We start from the raw sequence: 17,270 nt of genomic DNA, 5'->3' as shown, positions 1-17,270 counted from the left end.
GTCGTATCATAGACTGACTAAAGGCCGTAGAGCCTGAACAACACAGACAGGTACAGGAAGAAAAAAACATGGTAGATCAGGTAAAAGTCGTTGCCGATGATCAGGCTCCGGCTGAACAGTCGCTACGGCGCAATCTCACAAACCGACATATTCAGCTTATTGCCATTGGCGGTGCCATTGGTACAGGGTTGTTTATGGGGTCCGGCAAAACGATTAGCCTTGCCGGGCCGTCGATCATTTTCGTTTATATGATCATCGGTTTTATGCTCTTTTTCGTGATGCGGGCAATGGGGGAATTGCTGCTTTCGAATCTGGAATACAAATCTTTTAGTGACTTCGCTTCCGATCTACTCGGGCCGTGGGCAGGATATTTCACCGGCTGGACTTACTGGTTCTGCTGGGTTGTAACCGGTATGGCAGACGTGGTGGCGATCACGGCTTATGCTCAGTTCTGGTTCCCTGGGCTTTCTGACTGGGTTGCTTCGTTATCCGTGATCATTCTGTTACTGGTTCTAAACCTCGCCACGGTAAAAATGTTCGGTGAGATGGAGTTCTGGTTTGCGATGATCAAAATCGTCGCCATCGTGTCGCTGATTGTTGTCGGCCTGGTCATGGTGGCGATGCACTTTCAGTCACCGACCGGTGTGGAAGCATCATTTGCACATTTGTGGAATGACGGCGGCTGGTTCCCGAAAGGCTTAAGTGGCTTCTTTGCCGGATTCCAGATAGCGGTTTTTGCTTTCGTGGGGATTGAGCTGGTAGGTACAACAGCTGCGGAAACCAAAGATCCAGAGAAATCACTGCCACGCGCGATTAACTCCATTCCGATCCGTATCATTATGTTCTACGTCTTCTCGCTGATTGTGATTATGTCCGTGACGCCGTGGAGTTCGGTAGTCCCGGAGAAAAGCCCGTTCGTTGAACTGTTTGTGTTGGTAGGTTTGCCTGCGGCTGCCAGCGTGATCAACTTTGTGGTGTTGACCTCTGCGGCGTCTTCCGCTAACAGCGGTGTCTTCTCTACCAGCCGTATGCTGTTTGGTCTGGCCCAGGAAGGTGTGGCACCGAAAGCGTTCGCTAAACTCTCTAAGCGCGCAGTACCCGCGAAAGGGCTGACCTTCTCCTGCATCTGCCTGCTCGGCGGCGTGGTGATGTTGTATGTGAATCCCAGCGTGATTGGCGCGTTCACGATGATTACAACCGTTTCCGCGATTCTGTTTATGTTTGTCTGGACGATTATCCTTTGCTCGTACCTGGTGTATCGCAAACAGCGTCCTCATCTGCATGAGAAGTCGATCTACAAGATGCCACTCGGCAAGCTGATGTGCTGGGTATGTATGGCATTCTTTGTGTTCGTGGTCGTGCTGCTGACACTGGAAGATGATACCCGCCAGGCGCTGCTGGTTACCCCGCTGTGGTTTATCGCGCTGGGGCTGGGCTGGCTGTTTATTGGTAAGAAACGGGCTGCTGAACTGCGGAAATAACCGCATTATCATGCTGGATGGCGCAATGCCATCCAGCTTTTAGATCACTCACCCGCCAGCGCGCGCGGGAATAGTACATTGTTTTCCAGACTGATGTGCTCCATCAGGTCATCAATCAGTTCATTAATGCCGTTATACATCGCTTTCCAGGTGGTGCAGGCTTCCGGCGGCGGTGTGACGTTATTGGTGGTGTGTTTGATCACTTCCAGCAGTTCGCCCGCTTCATCGTGCTCGCTTTCCATTACGCTGATTGGCCCCATTGCCTGGCTGCCCATGCCTTGTTTGATCATCGGGAAGAGGATCTGCTCTTCTTTCATCATATGGCTGGAAAGCTCTTCATGCAGCATAGTCAGGTATTTTGTCAGCCCTTTTGGCACGCTCGGTTTGTCGGCGTGAACGCGCTCGACTTTAGTCGCTTGCAGAATCAGCTCCGGCAGTTGCTCGCGGTGACGATCGTGGTAGCGCACAATAATGTGGTCGATGATTTCCGCCAGCGGGGCGCTACGCCAGTCTTTCTCAATCGGTTGTTCAGCAAGCTTTGCCAGTTCGGCTTCAATGACGTCAACATCCAGTTCTTTACGTGCCGCCGCACGCGCCAGCGTTTGCTTACCGCCGCAGCAGTAATCCATATCATATTTACGAAACAGAGCCGAAGCGCGAGGGATAGAGAGCGCCAGTTCACCTAAAGGTTGGTCGCGATAAGCCATAGCTGATACCTCATTCTTAATAAGATAAGATGCATTTTAAATGCATCTTTAAGGCAAAAGCTATAACCCTTACGTAGCAGAGGCTTATTTAACTCACTGCCAGCGTGTCAACTTTCTGAGACAGATTCAGTTAAGGGTTTTTCTGGTTTTGCTCTGACCGCAATGACCACGCCAATCACTAACAGCGCGATACCGCTCAGCGTCATTAGCGGCGGCATTTGCTGGCGGAGTAAAAAGGTGTACAGCAAACCTGCCAGCGTTTCGAAAACAATCAGCGGCCCGAGAATCACTGTCGGTAATCGCTGGCTGGCGACGTTCCAGCAGAGTGCGCCAACCCATGAGCAAAGCACGGCTATCGCAACCATCAGACTAATAAACACCAGCGGACGGGGGCCAAAAGGTAAGGAGAAGTCCGGCGTTTGTATATTCAGCCAGTAACAGGCGACGAGATAGCCGATGAGAGAAACCGGCAGCGTGACCAGCGCCTGCGCCGTCGCCCACATCATCGGATGTTTGTCGGGATTTTCCCGCAGCCAGCGGGCGTTGCGCAGGGCATACCATGTCCAGCAGACCACGGAAACTAACGCCAGCACGATGCCAGAGGTATAACGTGCCCAGTCAAAATCGGGGAGTCCGTGGTTTAACTCAGCAATATTCACACACGCCAGGCCGATGCCAATACAAATCAGTGCCGGGACGAGTTTTCCCCACGCGAGTTTGCCGTCGCGCTGGCTATAAAGCAGATTGGCAAAAACGGGAATCACCACCGGCAGGGTGCCGATAATCATCGTAGAAACAGGCGCGCCAGTACGTTGAATGGCACTGGCAAGGCAGAAGTAATAGATGAGGTTGCCCATCATAGTGAGCATCAAGGCGGTAAGCCAGTCCCGACGCGCCAACTGACGCAGACGCACGCGTCCCAGCCAGGCAATGGGCAGCGCAATTAACCCTAACGCCAGATAACGCCCCATCGACTGCAACATCGCCGGGTATTCCGGCACGATCAACGGCCCGACAAAAATAAGCCCCCACATCAACCCTGCTAACAGGGCGTACAGCACGCCGCTAATCATTACTGGCATCCATTGATCTGTCAGAAGAAAGTTCAGGAAGCAGACATGATTGCTCCCGGCATCCCGTCATTATCAGAGAGGATGCGGGAGGATGCCACTTTAATTAACTAGTTATTAACATTAAAAAGATGGCTTACGCTTTCGGCTAACGTTGTCGTTGGGCGGCCAATCAATTTGCTAAGCGTTTTGCTGTTATCAAACAGACCACCTTTCGATGCGCCAACGTCAGAATCCGCCAACATATCCGCCAGTTCGTCAGGCAGTCCGACGCTTTTCAGTGCCGCGGCGAAATCGGCTTCGCTCAGGTTTTGATAGGTAACCTGTTTGCCGCTCTGTTTGGTCAGCTCTGCCGCTAACTGTGTCAACGTCCAGGCACTATCGCCCGCCAGTTCGTAAACCTTGCCTTCGTGACCGGCTTCGCTAATCACGCGTGCCGCAGCTGCCGCATAATCTGCCCGCGTTGCTGAGGCGATTTTGCCATCGCCCGCCGCACCGATAAATACGCCGTGTTCCAGTGCTGCCGGGGCGCTGGCGAGGTAGTTTTCGCTGTACCAGCCGTTGCGCAGCAGGGTGTAAACGATGCCAGAATCAGCCAACATTTTCTCCGTCTCAATGTGCTCATCGGCGAGGCCGAGCGGAGATTTATCCGCGTGAAGCAGACTGGTATAAGCGATAAATTTCACACCAGCCGCCTTTGCGGCATTAATAACATTACGATGCTGCGGGGCACGTTGACCCACTTCGCTGGAAGAGATCAGCAGTAGTTTTTCCACTCCCTGAAGTGCAGATGTCAGTGCGGCTTCATCGCCGTAGTCAGCCTGACGCACGGTAATGCCTTGTGCTGTCAGTGCCTGGGCTTTTGCCGGATTACGAACGATAGCCACTATTTGGCTGGCAGGAACCGTTTTCAGTAAGGAGTTAATAACATAATGACCAAGTTGGCCAGTGGCACCAGTAATAGCGATCATGGGAAGCCTCCATCGTTTTGTCTTGTGTTTAAATACGCTACCACCTAAACTTACTTTTAGTAAGTACGTACAAAAAGGTAAGTATGAAATGAGTCAGGTTAGCCTGTCGCAACAACTCAAAGAGGGAAATCTCTTTGCGGAACAGTGCCCGTCGCGCGAGGTGTTAAAACACGTCACCAGCCGTTGGGGGGTGTTGATTCTGGTGGCGCTACGCGAAGGTACTCATCGCTTTAGCGACCTGCGGCGCAAGATGGGCGGGGTGAGTGAAAAGATGCTTGCGCAGTCGTTACAGGCATTAGAACAGGATGGTTTTCTTAACCGTATCGCGTATCCGGTGGTGCCGCCGCATGTGGAATATAGCCTCACGCCGCTGGGCGAGCAGGTGAGCGAAAAGGTTGCTGCACTGGCGGACTGGATTGAGTTGAATTTGCCCGAGGTGTTAGCGGTGCGGGATGAACGTGCGGCATAACTGCCGGATGCGCTGCGCTTATCCGGACTACGGTTCATGGCTTGTAGGGCGGATAAGATGCGTCAGCATCGCATCCGACAAAAGTGCCGGATGCGGTTGATGATTTATAGGCCGAAAAAGAAGTGTATTACTTACTCAAATCCACCTGATAAATTGCAAACCCGATATCATCGGTCGCGACTTTATTCATCGGATATTGCCCTTTCTCTTTAATAAACGCTGCGGCTTTATCTGACGGAGAGGTTTCGAAACGGATATCCAGTTTCTTATCGCCAGCTATCGGTGCTAAACGCCAGTTGTTATCTGCCGCCGGGTGAATTTCCCCCGCACGTTTCGACTCTTCCGCAATCCACGCTGCCAGCACCGAGCGGTTCTCATCCGGTGAAGCAAAAGCGATATGGCTGTCGCCCGTACCGGCAAATTTGCCACCGTAAGCGCGATAGTTATTGGTGGCAACGAGGAACATGGCGTTCGGATCAATCGGCTTGCCATTAAAGGTCAGGTTCTTAATCCTTTCCGCATTGGCATTAACCATCTGGCACTCGCCGTCATAACGGGCAGGCTGGGTAACATCAATCTGATAATTCACACCATCAATAACATCAAAGTTATAGGTGCGGAAACCATCCCAGTTGATGAGTGACTGTGGTTTCGTGCTGTTAGGATCAATCTGGTTAAACTGTCCGGCAGAGCATTCCAGCCACTCTTTCACCTCTTTACCGCTGGCTTTCACCACAATCAGCGTATTGGGATAGAGATAAAGATCGGCGGCATTACGGAAGGTCAACTGGCCTTTTTCCACCTCCACATAGCTTGCCGGGTCATTTTTGCGACCACCAACTTTAAACGGTGCGGCAGCTGAAAGCACTGGCAGTTTTGCCAGATCCGGATCGCCCTGAATGTAATGCTCGACATACGCTTTTTGCGCGTTGTTCACCACCTGCACGGTCGGATCGTCCTGCACCAGTGCCAGATAGCTATACATATTGTCGGCAGATTTACCGATTGGCTTGCTGACGAACTGGCGTGTGGCATCGTGATCGGCTTTGAGTGTTTCTACCAGCTTGCTGTCTTCCGCCGCGAGGGATTTTTTATTAGCGATGTCGTAAATCGGTCGTGCTTCCGCTTTCGCCTGCGTCACCTGCCATTTACCGCTGTCATTACTGAGTTGTAAGTCGACCACACCAAGATGATCGCCCCACATGCCCGGCATTACCGCCGGAACACCATTCAGCGTGCCTTTCGCGATATCAGCTCCTTCGATATCAGCAAAATCTTTACCTGGGAAAACGGCGTGAGCATGGCCAAACATAATGGCGTTAACGCCCGGAATTTCACTGAGGTAATAAACTGAGTTTTCCGCCATCACTTTATACGGATCGGCAGACAGCCCGGAATGCGCCAGAACGACAACGACATCGGCACCTTTCTCGCGCATTTCAGGCACGTATTTGCGCACGGTTTCGGTAATATCATTCACCGTCACTTTCCCGGATAAATTAGCTTTATCCCAGCCCATGATTTGCGGCGGTACGACGCCAATATAGCCAATCTTCAGCGTCTGTTTTTTTCCGTCTTTATCGACCACTTCGGTATCTTTAATTAAATACGGTGTAAACATTGGCTGTTTGGTTCTGGCGTCAATGACGTTGGCATTTACATAAGGGAATTTCGCTCCCGCCAGCGCATTTTTCAGGTAATCCAGACCGTAGTTAAACTCATGGTTGCCAAGCGTGCCGACGGTATAGTCCAGCGTATTTAATGCCTTATAGACCGGGTGAATATCACCTGCTTTTAATCCTTTCGCCGACATGTAATCTGCCAGCGGACTCCCCTGAATCAAATCGCCGTTATCGACCAGTACGCTGTTTTTCACTTCATTGCGGGCATCGTTAATCAGGCTTGCCGTACGTACCAGTCCGAATTTTTCCGTGACGGTGTCTTTGTAATAATCGAAATCCATCATGTTGCTATGCAGATCAGTGGTTTCCATGATACGCAGATCGACCGTCGCTGCATTCACACTGGCGGCAATCAGCGTGGCCAGGAGCGTTGCGCTAAACTTAATCATCAGGGACATCCTTTTATCATCGGGAATACGAAAGAAAAGGGAGAATAAACGTCTTACTTATAGAACAGTGAAGAATGCCACAATTTTACGCTTTGAAAATGATGACACTATCACAGTTGGCGCATTCATTAACGATAGGGTATAAGTAAAACAATAAGTTAACACCGCTCACAGAGACGAGGTGGAGAAATGTTAGATCAAGTATGCCAGCTTGCACGGAATGCAGGCGATGCCATTATGCAGGTCTACGACGGGACGAAACCGATGGACGTCGTCAGCAAAGCGGACAATTCTCCGGTAACGGCAGCGGATATTGCCGCACACACCGTTATCATGGACGGTTTACGTACGCTGACACCGGATATTCCGGTCCTTTCTGAAGAAGATCCTCCCGGTTGGGAAGTCCGTCAGCACTGGCAGCGTTACTGGCTGGTAGACCCGCTGGATGGTACTAAAGAGTTTATTAAACGTAATGGCGAATTTACCGTTAACATTGCGCTCATCGACCACGGCAAACCGATTTTAGGTGTGGTGTATGCGCCGGTAATGAACGTAATGTACAGCGCGGCAGAAGGCAAAGCGTGGAAAGAAGAGTGCGGCGTGCGCAAGCAGATTCAGGTCCGTGATGCGCGCCCGCCGCTGGTGGTGATCAGCCGTTCCCATGCAGATGCGGAGCTGAAAGAGTATCTGCAACAGCTTGGCGAACATCAGACCACGTCCATCGGCTCTTCGCTGAAATTCTGCCTGGTGGCGGAAGGACAGGCGCAGCTGTACCCGCGTTTCGGGCCAACGAATATTTGGGATACCGCCGCTGGTCATGCTGTGGCTGCGGCTGCCGGAGCGCACGTTCACGACTGGCAGGGTAAACCGCTGGATTACACTCCGCGCGAGTCGTTCCTGAATCCGGGGTTCAGAGTGTCTATTTATTAATTAATTTATGCAGCAGGTCCATCACTTGCTGCACCTCTTCCTGAGTAAGCGCCCCGTCTTTGGCCCATTGCACGCGACCGTCTTTATCCAGCACCACTACAGCGGAACTTTTTTCATCCAGCTGCCAGGCACCGCGTGCGACGCCATTGCTATCAACAATAAACTGCGACCAGGGATAAAGCTTTTTATTACTCTCCAGACTGCTGCGCACAAACATGCCGGAACCCGGAATTGCGTCGTCGGTGTTAACAATGGTGGTGGTCTGGTAACGATCGTGCGGTAACTTTGCTGATTTAATCGCTTCAATCAGCGTCGCGTTTTTCTCTTTTGCAGAGGTGCGACCAGCAATATGTTGCAGTACTCGCACTTTTCCCACTAACTGCGCGCTGTTCCAGGTTTTGTAGCTAAACTGATCTTTATCAAGCACCAACTCGCCACGATCGGTGATGCCAATCGGCGGCACTCGCTGACCGGTTTCGAACTGATGTGCGGAAGCCATCATCGGCAACAGCAGGCAGGTGAGTGCCAGAATCTTGCGTAGGGTCATGGTGTTTCCTTCTTATGATATGCAGGTGATCCGACCACTTGGGTCTGAGTTTTAATCATATGTGCTATTTATCGAATTTCCCGCAAGTGTGATGCCAGTTTGCGGTCAAGCGCACAAATCATATGAAAAATGAATGCTTATACTGAAGACCGCGCTTCGGTAAAAAGATAATTCTGAATAATTGTAACCTTTAGGTAAAAAAAGTTATACGCGGTGGAAACATTGCCCGGATAGTCTATAGTCACTAGGCATTAAAATTTGCGCCTCATAATAGTTGGGCCGATTGTGGCACCGCACAGGCGTAATACTCAGCAGGAGATAACAATGAAAATTTTCCAACGGTACAACCCACTTCAGGTGGCGAAGTACGTAAAGATCCTGTTCCGTGGACGGTTATACATCAAGGACGTTGGCGCTTTTGAATTTGATAAGGGTAAGATTCTTATCCCAAAAGTGAAGGATAAGCTGCATTTGTCAGTGATGTCCGAAGTTAACCGTCAGGTTATGCGTCTGCAAACAGAGATGGCTTAACCAAAGTGCTATGCAGTAATAAGACGGCTCCTGATTCAGGAGCCGTTGATGTTTCTGGGGGTTACGCGACGCTTTCTTCTTTATCTTTAGCGTCAGGCAGTTTTGGCGAAAGGGCGGTGGCCTTGCTGTCGATCCGGGTCACCAGCAGTTGGTCGATACGGTAGTTATCGATATCCACCACTTCAAATTTGTAGCCGGCGAATTTCACCGAATCGGTGCGTTTCGGGATCTTACGCAGCATAAACATCATAAAGCCGCCGATGGTTTCGTAGTTGCCCGACTGCGGGAACTCGTCAATATCCAGCACGCGCATGACGTCGTCAATCGGGGTGCCGCCGTCAATCAGCCATGAGTTCTCATCACGGGCGACAATCTGCTCTTCCAGCCCCTGACCGACCAGATCGCCCATCAGCGTGGTCATCACGTCGTTGAGGGTGATGATCCCCACTACCAGCGCGTACTCGTTCATGATCACCGCGAAGTCTTCACCTGCGGTTTTAAAACTTTCCAACGCTTCTGAAAGGGTTAACGTATCCGGCACAATCAGCGTGTTGCGAATTTGTACGCCGCTGTTCAGTGCCAGGCTTTGGTTAGCCAGCACGCGGTTCAGCAGGTCTTTAGAATCGACATAGCCGATGATGTGGTCAATATCTTCATTACAGACGAGAAACTTAGAGTGCGGATGTTCCGCCACCTTATTCTTCAGACTTTGCTCATCTTCGTGGAGATCAAACCAAATCACGTTTTCACGCGGTGTCATTGAAGACGGAACGGTACGGGATTCCAGCTCAAAGACGTTTTCAATCAGCTCGTGTTCCTGTTTACGTAACACGCCTGCCAGCGCACCGGCTTCCACTACCGCGTAGATGTCATCAGAAGTGATGTCATCTTTACGTACCATTGGCAGTTTGAAAATACGGAAGATTATGTTCGCCAGTCCGTTGAAGAACCACACCAGCGGGGTGCAAACGTACAGGCAGAAGCGCATCGGGTTGATGATACGCAAAGCCACCGCTTCTGGCGCAATCATACCGATGCGTTTCGGGGTTAAATCCGCAAACAGGATAAACATGCCAGTCACTAACGAGAAAGAGAGAATAAAGCTCAGTTGCTCAGAGAGTTCTGCCGACATATAGCGGGAGAACAGGCTGTGAAAAGCTGGAGAAAATGCCGCATCACCGACGATACCGCCGAGAATCGCCACTGCGTTCAGACCGATTTGGACCACGGTAAAGAACATGCCGGGATTTTCCTGCATATTCAGAACGCGTTGGGCATTTATATTGCCTTCATCAGCCAGCAGTTTAAGTTTGATTTTGCGTGAGGCGGCAAGTGAGATCTCAGACATCGAGAAGAACGCACTTACAGCGATCAAACAGAGTATGACTAAAATACTGTTTAACATATCTTATCCGACCTTTCAGGCCAGATCCTCGGAAGGGGAAGTTGATTAATTTGTGTGAAATACACATTGAAAGCCGATTCGAAGAAAGTGAACCGGCATTTTCAGTGGCTAGTATAGCGTAAGGTACTGTAAAGCCGCCAGAGGGTTAAAATTCAGACAGCTGAAAAATGAAAAACTGGCTGATGCGCTATGCCGAACAGGCCTACGCAGTCCCCGCAATATATTGAATTTGGACGATTTTGTAGGCCTGGCAAGGCGTTTACGCCGTATCCGGCATAAACAAAATGCACTTTATCAACAATCTACATTTGTACCCGTAACGCTATGCTTCCGGCGGCAGACAGACGCCAATTCCGCCAATTCCACAGTAACCATACGGGTTTTTATGCAGATATTGCTGGTGGTCATCTTCGGCATAATAAAACGGTGTGGCGTTAGCGATTTCCGTGGTGATGCGACGATCGTCATCGGCGGCAAGCATCGCCGCCTGAAAACGTTCCAGACTGGCGCGAGCGGCGGCATCCTGTTCTGGGGTCAGAGGATAAATCGCTGAACGATACTGCGTACCGTGGTCATTGCCCTGACGCATTCCCTGGGCGGGATCGTGATTCTCCCAAAATACTTGTAGCAACTGCTCATAGCTGATGACGGATGGATCGTAAACAATGCGCACCGCTTCGGCATGGCCAGTATCGCCGGAGCACACTTCCCGATAAGTCGGATTTGGCGTATAGCCGCCGGTATAGCCTGCGGCGGTGCTGTAAACGCCGGGTAACTGCCAGAACAGACGCTCCACACCCCAGAAACAACCCATCGCAAAAATGGCAATCTCCATTCCGTCAGGTACATTGGTCATTGAGTGACCGTTGACCGCATGCAGCGTGGCTACGGGCATCGGGGTGTTACGTCCAGGCAGGGCATCGGCGGGGGAAACCAGATGCTTTTTATCAAATAAACTCATGGTGTCGCTCTCCCGAAAATCGGTCATTGGGGTTAAGGTTGTAACAAGAGGCGTATTTGCACACAATAACCGCTGTGAATAGGTCTAAAGTAAAACATAAGAAATATTTGGGGTTTAGTCTGCTTTTTAATCCATATTACTGGATTTTTGTTAAGCCGTTTAACGGCGTTCCAGGGGCAGGAAAAAAGGATATTCAGGAGAAAATGTGCGCTATATCCGACAGTTATGCTGTGTAAGCTTACTCTGCTTAAGCGGATCTGCCGTCGCCGCGAACGTCCGTCTACAGGTCGGGGGGTTATCGGGACAGCTGGAAAAGAACGTTCGTGCGCAGCTTTCTACGATTGAAAGTGATGAAGTGACGCCAGACCGTCGCTTTCGCGCACGCGTCGATGATGCCATCCGCGAAGGTCTGAAAGCGCTGGGTTATTACCAGCCGACCATTGAATTTGATCTCCGTCCACCGCCAAAGAAAGGGCGGCAGGTATTGATCGCCAAAGTCACGCCAGGCGTGCCGGTGTTAATTGGCGGCACCGATGTGGTATTGCGCGGCGGCGCGCGGACCGATAAAGACTATTTGAAATTGCTCGATACTCGCCCGGCTATTGGTACGGTACTGAACCAGGGCGATTATGAAAATTTCAAAAAGTCCTTAACCAGCATTGCGTTGCGTAAAGGTTATTTCGATAGCGAATTTACCAAAGCGCAGCTGGGCATTGCGCTCGGTCTGCATAAAGCCTTCTGGGATATTGATTATAACAGTGGCGAACGTTACCGCTTTGGGCATGTGACCTTTGAAGGATCACAAATCCGCGATGAATACCTGCAAAATCTGGTGCCGTTTAAAGAAGGCGATGAGTACGAATCGAAAGATCTGGCAGAGCTGAACCGTCGACTTTCTGCTACCGGCTGGTTTAACTCGGTCGTAGTGGCTCCACAATTTGATAAAGCGCGCGAAACGAAAGTATTACCATTGACGGGCGTGGTTTCGCCGCGAACAGAAAACACCATCGAAACCGGGGTCGGTTACTCTACGGACGTGGGACCGCGCGTGAAAGCGACGTGGAAAAAGCCGTGGATGAACTCTTATGGTCACAGTCTGACCACCAGTACCAGTATTTCCGCGCCGGAACAGATCCTCGACTTCAGCTATAAAATGCCGCTGTTGAAGAATCCACTGGAACAATATTATCTGGTGCAGGGCGGTTTTAAGCGCACTGACCTGAACGATACCGAGTCTGACTCCACTACGCTGGTGGCTTCTCGCTACTGGGATCTCTCCAGCGGCTGGCAGCGTGCCATTAACCTGCGCTGGAGCCTCGATCACTTTACCCAGGGTGAAATTACCAACACCACGATGCTGTTTTATCCTGGGGTGATGATTAGCCGCACGCGTTCTCGTGGTGGCCTGATGCCAACCTGGGGCGACTCGCAACGCTACTCTATCGACTACTCCAACACGGCCTGGGGCTCAGATGTCGATTTCTCCGTTTTCCAGGCGCAGAACGTCTGGATCCGCACACTGTACGATCGCCATCGTTTTGTGACACGCGGCACGCTGGGCTGGATTGAAACGGGTGATTTCGACAAAGTACCGCCGGATCTGCGTTTCTTCGCCGGGGGCGATCGCAGTATTCGCGGCTACAAATACAAATCAATCGCTCCGAAATACGCTAACGGTGACCTGAAAGGGGCCTCGAAGTTGATAACCGGATCGCTGGAGTACCAGTACAACGTGACCGGAAAATGGTGGGGCGCGGTGTTTGTCGATAGCGGCGAAGCGGTAAGCGATATTCGCCGCAGCGACTTTAAAACCGGTACCGGGGTCGGCGTGCGCTGGGAATCGCCGGTCGGGCCAATCAAACTCGATTTTGCCGTACCGGTCGCGGATAAAGACGAACACGGGTTACAGTTTTACATCGGTCTGGGGCCAGAATTATGAGTTTATGGAAAAAAATCAGCCTCGGCGTGGTTATCGTTATCTTACTGTTGCTGGGATCGGTGGCGTTTCTGGTGGGCACCACCAGCGGCCTGCATCTGGTATTTAAAGCGGCGGATCGCTGGGTGCCAGGACTGGATATTGGCAAGGTCACCGGCGGCTGGCGTGATCTCACCTTGTCTGACGTTCGTTATGAGCAGCCAGGCGTGGCGGTAAAAGCGGGCAATCTGCATCTGGCGGTCGGGCTTGAGTGCCTGTGGAACAGTAGCGTTTGTATTAATGACCTGGCGCTGAAAGACATTCAGGTCAACATCGACAGTAAAAAAATGCCTCCTTCTGAACAGGTTGAAGAAGAGGAAGATAGCGGTCCGCTGGATCTCTCCACGCCGTATCCCATTACCCTGACACGGGTGGCGCTGGACAACGTCAACATCAAGATTGATGACACCACGGTATCGGTGATGGACTTCACCTCCGGCCTGAACTGGCAGGAGAAAACCCTGACCCTGAAACCGACGTCGCTGAAAGGCTTGCTGATTGCCTTGCCGAAGGTGGCGGACGTGGCGCAGGAAGAAGTGGTCGAACCGAAGATTGAAAATCCGCAGCCTGATGAAAAACCGCTCGGCGAAACGCTGAAAGATCTCTTTTCTCGCCCGGTATTGCCGGAAATGACCGACGTGCATTTGCCGCTTAACCTGAACATTGAAGAGTTTAAGGGCGAGCAGCTGCGCGTGACGGGTGACACGGACATCACCGTGCGCACCATGCTGCTGAAAGTGAGCAGTATCGACGGCAATACCAAACTGGACGCCCTGGATATCGATTCCAGTCAAGGGATCGTCAACGCCAGCGGCACGGCGCAGCTGTCAGACAACTGGCCGGTGGATATCACCCTCAACAGCACACTGAACGTGGAGCCGTTGAAAGGTGAAAAGGTGAAGCTGAAAGTGGGCGGCGCGCTGCGCGAACAGCTGGAGATTGGCGTAAACCTTTCCGGTCCGGTGGATATGGATTTACGCGCCCAGACGCGACTGGCGGAAGCCGGATTGCCGCTCAACGTGGAAGTGAACAGCAAACAGCTTTACTGGCCGTTCACTGGTGAGAAGCAGTATCAGGCGGATGATCTGAAACTGAAACTCACCGGTAAAATGACCGATTACACGCTCTCTATGCGAACGGCAGTGAAGGGACAGGAGATCCCGCCAGCCACCATTACCCTTGATGCCAAAGGTAATGAACAGCAGGTCAATCTCGACAAACTCACCGTCGCGGCGCTGGAAGGGAAAACTGAACTCAAAGCGTTGCTCGACTGGCAGCAGGCAATTAGCTGGCGCGGTGAGCTAACGCTTAACGGCATTAACACCGCCAAAGAGTTCCCGGAGTGGCCGTCGAAACTCAATGGCTTGATTAAAACCCGCGGTAGCCTGTACGGCGGTACCTGGCAGATGGAGGTGCCAGAACTGAAGCTGACCGGTAACGTCAAACAGAACAAAGTGAACGTTGACGGCACGCTGAAAGGCAACAGTTATATGCAGTGGAAGATCCCAGGGCTGCATCTGGAACTGGGGCCAAACAGTGCCGAAGTGAAAGGCGAGCTGGGGGTAAAAGATCTCAATCTTGATGCCACCATCAACGCGCCGGGGCTGGATAACGCGCTGCCGGGGCTTGGCGGTACAGCGAAAGGGCTGGTGAAAGTTCGCGGCACGGTGGAAGCGCCACAACTACTGGCAGATATCACCGCGCGCGGCCTGCGCTGGCAGGAACTTTCCGTGGCGCAGGTTCGCGTGGAAGGCGATATCAAATCCACCGATCAGATTGCGGGTATACTTGACGTACGCGTTGAGCAAATCTCGCAGCCCGATGTGAGTATCAACCTCGTCACCCTGAATGCCAAAGGCAGCGAAAAACAGCACGAGTTACAGTTGCGGATTCAGGGCGAGCCGGTTTCCGGACAGCTTAATCTGACAGGAAGTTTTGATCGCAAAGAAGAACGCTGGAAGGGAACACTTAGCAATACCCGCTTCCAGACGCCAGTCGGCCCGTGGTCGCTGACCCGCGATATTGCGCTGGATTATCGCAACAAGGAGCAAAAAATCAGCATCGGGCCGCACTGCTGGCTTAACCCGAATGCGGAACTGTGCGTGCCGCAAACTATCGATGCGGGGGCCGAAGGGCGTGCGGTGGTGAATCTCAACCGCTTCGACCTCGCCATGCTGAAACCGTTTATGCCAGAAACCACTCAGGCCAGCGGTATCTTCACGGGTAAAGCGGACGTTGCCTGGGACACCACGAAAGAGGGGCTGCCGCAGGGCAGTATCACCCTTTCGGGGCGTAACGTGCAGGTAACGCAAACCGTCAACGATGCGGCGCTGCCCGTGGCGTTTCAGACGCTGAATCTGACGGCGGAATTGCGTAACAACCGTGCCGAATTGAGCTGGACCATCCGCCTGACCAATAACGGCCAGTTTGATGGACAGGTGCAGGTGACCGATCCGCAAGGCCGCCGTAATCTTGGTGGCAACGTCAATATCCGTAACTTCAACCTTGCGATGATAAACCCCATCTTTACCCGTGGGGAAAAAGCAGCGGGGATGGTGAGTGCCAACTTGCGTCTGGGGGGGGATGTGCAAAGCCCGCAGTTGTTTGGTCAGCTTCAGGTTACGGGTGTGGATATCGACGGCAACTTTATGCCGTTTGATATGCAGCCGAGCCAGCTTGCGGTCAACTTTAACGGTATGCGCTCGACGCTTGCCGGTACAGTACGGACCCAGCAGGGTGAAATCTACCTGAACGGTGATGCCGACTGGAGCCAGATTGAAAACTGGCGGGCGCGGGTAACAGCGAAGGGCAGTAAAGTGCGTATCACCGTGCCGCCGATGGTACGAATGGATGTATCACCAGATGTTGTATTCGAGGCTACACCAAACCTGTTTACCCTCGATGGTCGCGTGGATGTCCCGTGGGCGCGCATCGTGGTGCATGAGCTGCCGGAAAGCGCGGTGGGCGTCTCCAGCGATGTGGTGATGCTTAACGATAACCTGCAACCGGAAGAGGCAAAAACGGCGTCGATTCCGATTAACAGCAACCTGATTGTCCACGTCGGCAACAATGTGCGCATTGACGCCTTTGGCCTGAAAGCGCGGCTGACGGGCGATCTTAACGTCGTTCAGGGCAAACAAGGGCTGGGCCTGAACGGGCAGATCAACATCCCTGAAGGGCGCTTCCATGCCTATGGTCAGGATCTGATTGTGCGTAAGGGTGAGCTACTGTTCTCTGGCCCGCCGGATCAACCGTATCTTAATATTGAAGCTATTCGTAACCCGGATGCTACAGAAGACGACGTCATCGCCGGAGTTCGCGTCACTGGTCTGGCGGACGAACCGAAAGCGGAGATCTTCTCTGACCCGGCGATGTCGCAACAGGCTGCATTGTCTTATTTGCTACGTGGACAAGGGCTGGAGAGCGATCAGAGCGACAGTGCGGCGATGACCTCGATGCTGATTGGTCTGGGGGTTGCACAAAGTGGTCAGATTGTGGGTAAAATCGGCGAGACGTTTGGCGTAAGCAATTTAGCGCTCGACACCCAGGGTGTAGGCGACTCCTCCCAGGTGGTGGTCAGCGGCTATGTATTGCCAGGTCTGCAAGTGAAATACGGCGTGGGTATATTTGACTCTATAGCAACACTCACGTTACGTTATCGCCTGATGCCTAAGCTATATCTGGAAGCCGTGTCTGGTGTAGACCAGGCACTGGATTTGCTCTATCAGTTCGAGTTTTAGCAATGCGAATATTTGTCTACGGCAGTTTACGCCACAAACAAGGCAACAGTCACTGGATGACCAATGCCCAGTTACTGGGCGATTTCAGTATCGATAACTACCAGTTGTATAGCCTGGGCCACTATCCAGGCGCAGTTCCGGGGAACGGAACAGTACACGGTGAAGTTTATCGTATTGACAACGCCACGCTGGCCGAACTTGATGCCTTGCGCACCAGGGGCGGTGAATACGCGCGCCAGTTGATTCAGACGCCGTACGGGAGTGCATGGATGTACGTTTATCAACGACCCGTCGATGGATTAAAGCTAATTGAAAGCGGCGACTGGTTAGACAGGGATAAGTAACCATACGCATACGCCACCTTCGGGTGGCGTTGTTTTTTGCGAGACGACTCGCATTCTGTTTTGTAATT

Annotated in this window: 14 protein-coding genes; 7 read left to right on the top strand and 7 right to left on the bottom strand. The window is 52.1% G+C overall.

The window, feature by feature from the left end; genetic code table 11:
• Nucleotides 1–68: 68 nt before the first annotated feature.
• Complete coding sequence (gene cycA, locus ACJHX7_RS16090; protein WP_094030084.1) at nt 69–1,481, top strand: D-serine/D-alanine/glycine transporter; 1,413 nt, start codon at nt 69–71, stop codon at nt 1,479–1,481.
• Nucleotides 1,482–1,525: 44 nt separating this feature from the next.
• Here the strand turns inward: cycA and ytfE are convergent, their stop codons facing one another.
• The 3 genes from ytfE to qorB form a co-directional block, all read right to left on the bottom strand.
• Nucleotides 1,526–2,188, bottom strand: coding sequence for an iron-sulfur cluster repair protein YtfE (ytfE, locus tag ACJHX7_RS16085; RefSeq protein ID WP_000331451.1), 663 nt, complete (start codon nt 2,186–2,188; stop codon nt 1,526–1,528).
• A gap of 107 nt (nt 2,189–2,295) precedes the next feature.
• The gene (locus tag ACJHX7_RS16080) at nt 2,296–3,261 is read right to left on the bottom strand and encodes a DMT family transporter (protein ID WP_094030085.1); all 966 of its coding nucleotides are present in this window, start codon (nt 3,259–3,261) and stop codon (nt 2,296–2,298) included.
• Nucleotides 3,262–3,368: 107 nt separating this feature from the next.
• The gene (gene qorB, locus ACJHX7_RS16075; RefSeq protein WP_094030086.1) at nt 3,369–4,229 is read right to left on the bottom strand and encodes an NAD(P)H:quinone oxidoreductase; all 861 of its coding nucleotides are present in this window, start codon (nt 4,227–4,229) and stop codon (nt 3,369–3,371) included.
• Between the two features lie 88 nt (nt 4,230–4,317).
• Here qorB and ACJHX7_RS16070 point away from each other — a divergent pair, with 88 nt between their 5' ends.
• On the top strand, nt 4,318–4,698 hold the full coding sequence (locus ACJHX7_RS16070; RefSeq protein WP_001317588.1) for a winged helix-turn-helix transcriptional regulator: 381 nt from the start codon (nt 4,318–4,320) through the stop codon (nt 4,696–4,698).
• Nucleotides 4,699–4,825: 127 nt separating this feature from the next.
• On the opposite strand, the gene cpdB is transcribed toward ACJHX7_RS16070, so the two are convergent.
• A complete protein-coding gene (cpdB, locus tag ACJHX7_RS16065) occupies nt 4,826–6,769 on the bottom strand; it encodes a 2',3'-cyclic-nucleotide 2'-phosphodiesterase (protein ID WP_094030087.1) in 1,944 nt (647 codons plus the stop codon).
• Nucleotides 6,770–6,958: 189 nt separating this feature from the next.
• On the opposite strand from cpdB, the gene cysQ reads away from it, so the two are divergent.
• Entirely contained in the window at nt 6,959–7,699 is a 741-nt protein-coding gene (gene cysQ, locus ACJHX7_RS16060) for a 3'(2'),5'-bisphosphate nucleotidase CysQ (protein ID WP_000886909.1), read from the top strand.
• Here the strand turns inward: cysQ and ACJHX7_RS16055 are convergent.
• Complete coding sequence (locus tag ACJHX7_RS16055; protein WP_000175289.1) at nt 7,689–8,246, bottom strand: YtfJ family protein; 558 nt, start codon at nt 8,244–8,246, stop codon at nt 7,689–7,691. The genes cysQ and ACJHX7_RS16055 overlap by 11 nt on opposite strands.
• Nucleotides 8,247–8,570: 324 nt before the next feature.
• Here ACJHX7_RS16055 and ACJHX7_RS16050 point away from each other — a divergent pair, with 324 nt between their 5' ends.
• Nucleotides 8,571–8,777, top strand: coding sequence for a DUF1107 domain-containing protein (locus ACJHX7_RS16050; RefSeq protein WP_000689228.1), 207 nt, complete (start codon nt 8,571–8,573; stop codon nt 8,775–8,777).
• Between the two features lie 61 nt (nt 8,778–8,838).
• On the opposite strand, the gene ACJHX7_RS16045 is transcribed toward ACJHX7_RS16050, so the two are convergent.
• Together ACJHX7_RS16045 and msrA are read right to left on the bottom strand one after the other, a co-directional pair.
• Nucleotides 8,839–10,182 (bottom strand): hemolysin family protein, encoded by a 1,344-nt coding sequence (locus ACJHX7_RS16045; RefSeq protein WP_000935036.1) that lies wholly within the window; start codon nt 10,180–10,182, stop codon nt 8,839–8,841.
• 322 nt (nt 10,183–10,504) lie between these two features.
• A complete protein-coding gene (gene msrA, locus ACJHX7_RS16040; RefSeq protein WP_001305659.1) occupies nt 10,505–11,143 on the bottom strand; it encodes a peptide-methionine (S)-S-oxide reductase MsrA in 639 nt (212 codons plus the stop codon).
• Nucleotides 11,144–11,348: 205 nt separating this feature from the next.
• Here msrA and tamA point away from each other — a divergent pair, with 205 nt between their 5' ends.
• The 3 genes from tamA to ACJHX7_RS16025 are packed head-to-tail and all read left to right on the top strand — an operon-like array spanning nt 11,349 to nt 17,202.
• Entirely contained in the window at nt 11,349–13,082 is a 1,734-nt protein-coding gene (gene tamA / locus ACJHX7_RS16035; protein ID WP_001414483.1) for an autotransporter assembly complex protein TamA, read from the top strand.
• Nucleotides 13,079–16,858 carry an autotransporter assembly complex protein TamB gene (tamB, locus tag ACJHX7_RS16030; RefSeq protein WP_410231657.1) on the top strand — a complete coding sequence of 1,260 codons (3,780 nt, stop codon included), beginning with the start codon at nt 13,079–13,081 and terminating at the stop codon, nt 16,856–16,858. The genes tamA and tamB overlap by 4 nt, the downstream gene beginning before the upstream one ends.
• 2 nt (nt 16,859–16,860) lie before the next feature.
• Nucleotides 16,861–17,202 carry a gamma-glutamylcyclotransferase gene (locus tag ACJHX7_RS16025; RefSeq protein WP_001219160.1) on the top strand — a complete coding sequence of 114 codons (342 nt, stop codon included), beginning with the start codon at nt 16,861–16,863 and terminating at the stop codon, nt 17,200–17,202.
• The last annotated feature ends 68 nt before the right edge of the window (nt 17,203–17,270 follow it).

Source organism: Escherichia sp. WS1451 (assembly GCF_046487365.1).
In the GTDB taxonomy this organism is placed as follows: Bacteria; Pseudomonadota; Gammaproteobacteria; order Enterobacterales; family Enterobacteriaceae; genus Escherichia; species Escherichia coli.
This window is presented reverse-complemented; position numbering and strand designations above follow the sequence as displayed.

Bases quoted from the DNA above. Each gene is read 5' to 3' on its own strand.
- cycA (WP_094030084.1), top strand. From the start codon at position 69: ATGGTAGATCAGGTAAAAGTCGTTGCCGATGATCAGGCTCCGGCTGAA.
- ytfE (WP_000331451.1), bottom strand. From the start codon at position 2,188: ATGGCTTATCGCGACCAACCTTTAGGTGAACTGGCGCTCTCTATCCCT.
- ACJHX7_RS16080 (WP_094030085.1), bottom strand. From the start codon at position 3,261: ATGATTAGCGGCGTGCTGTACGCCCTGTTAGCAGGGTTGATGTGGGGG.
- qorB (WP_094030086.1), bottom strand. From the start codon at position 4,229: ATGATCGCTATTACTGGTGCCACTGGCCAACTTGGTCATTATGTTATT.
- ACJHX7_RS16070 (WP_001317588.1), top strand. From the start codon at position 4,318: ATGAGTCAGGTTAGCCTGTCGCAACAACTCAAAGAGGGAAATCTCTTT.
- cpdB (WP_094030087.1), bottom strand. From the start codon at position 6,769: ATGATTAAGTTTAGCGCAACGCTCCTGGCCACGCTGATTGCCGCCAGT.
- cysQ (WP_000886909.1), top strand. From the start codon at position 6,959: ATGTTAGATCAAGTATGCCAGCTTGCACGGAATGCAGGCGATGCCATT.
- ACJHX7_RS16055 (WP_000175289.1), bottom strand. From the start codon at position 8,246: ATGACCCTACGCAAGATTCTGGCACTCACCTGCCTGCTGTTGCCGATG.
- ACJHX7_RS16050 (WP_000689228.1), top strand. From the start codon at position 8,571: ATGAAAATTTTCCAACGGTACAACCCACTTCAGGTGGCGAAGTACGTA.
- ACJHX7_RS16045 (WP_000935036.1), bottom strand. From the start codon at position 10,182: ATGTTAAACAGTATTTTAGTCATACTCTGTTTGATCGCTGTAAGTGCG.
- msrA (WP_001305659.1), bottom strand. From the start codon at position 11,143: ATGAGTTTATTTGATAAAAAGCATCTGGTTTCCCCCGCCGATGCCCTG.
- tamB (WP_410231657.1), top strand. From the start codon at position 13,079: ATGAGTTTATGGAAAAAAATCAGCCTCGGCGTGGTTATCGTTATCTTA.
- ACJHX7_RS16025 (WP_001219160.1), top strand. From the start codon at position 16,861: ATGCGAATATTTGTCTACGGCAGTTTACGCCACAAACAAGGCAACAGT.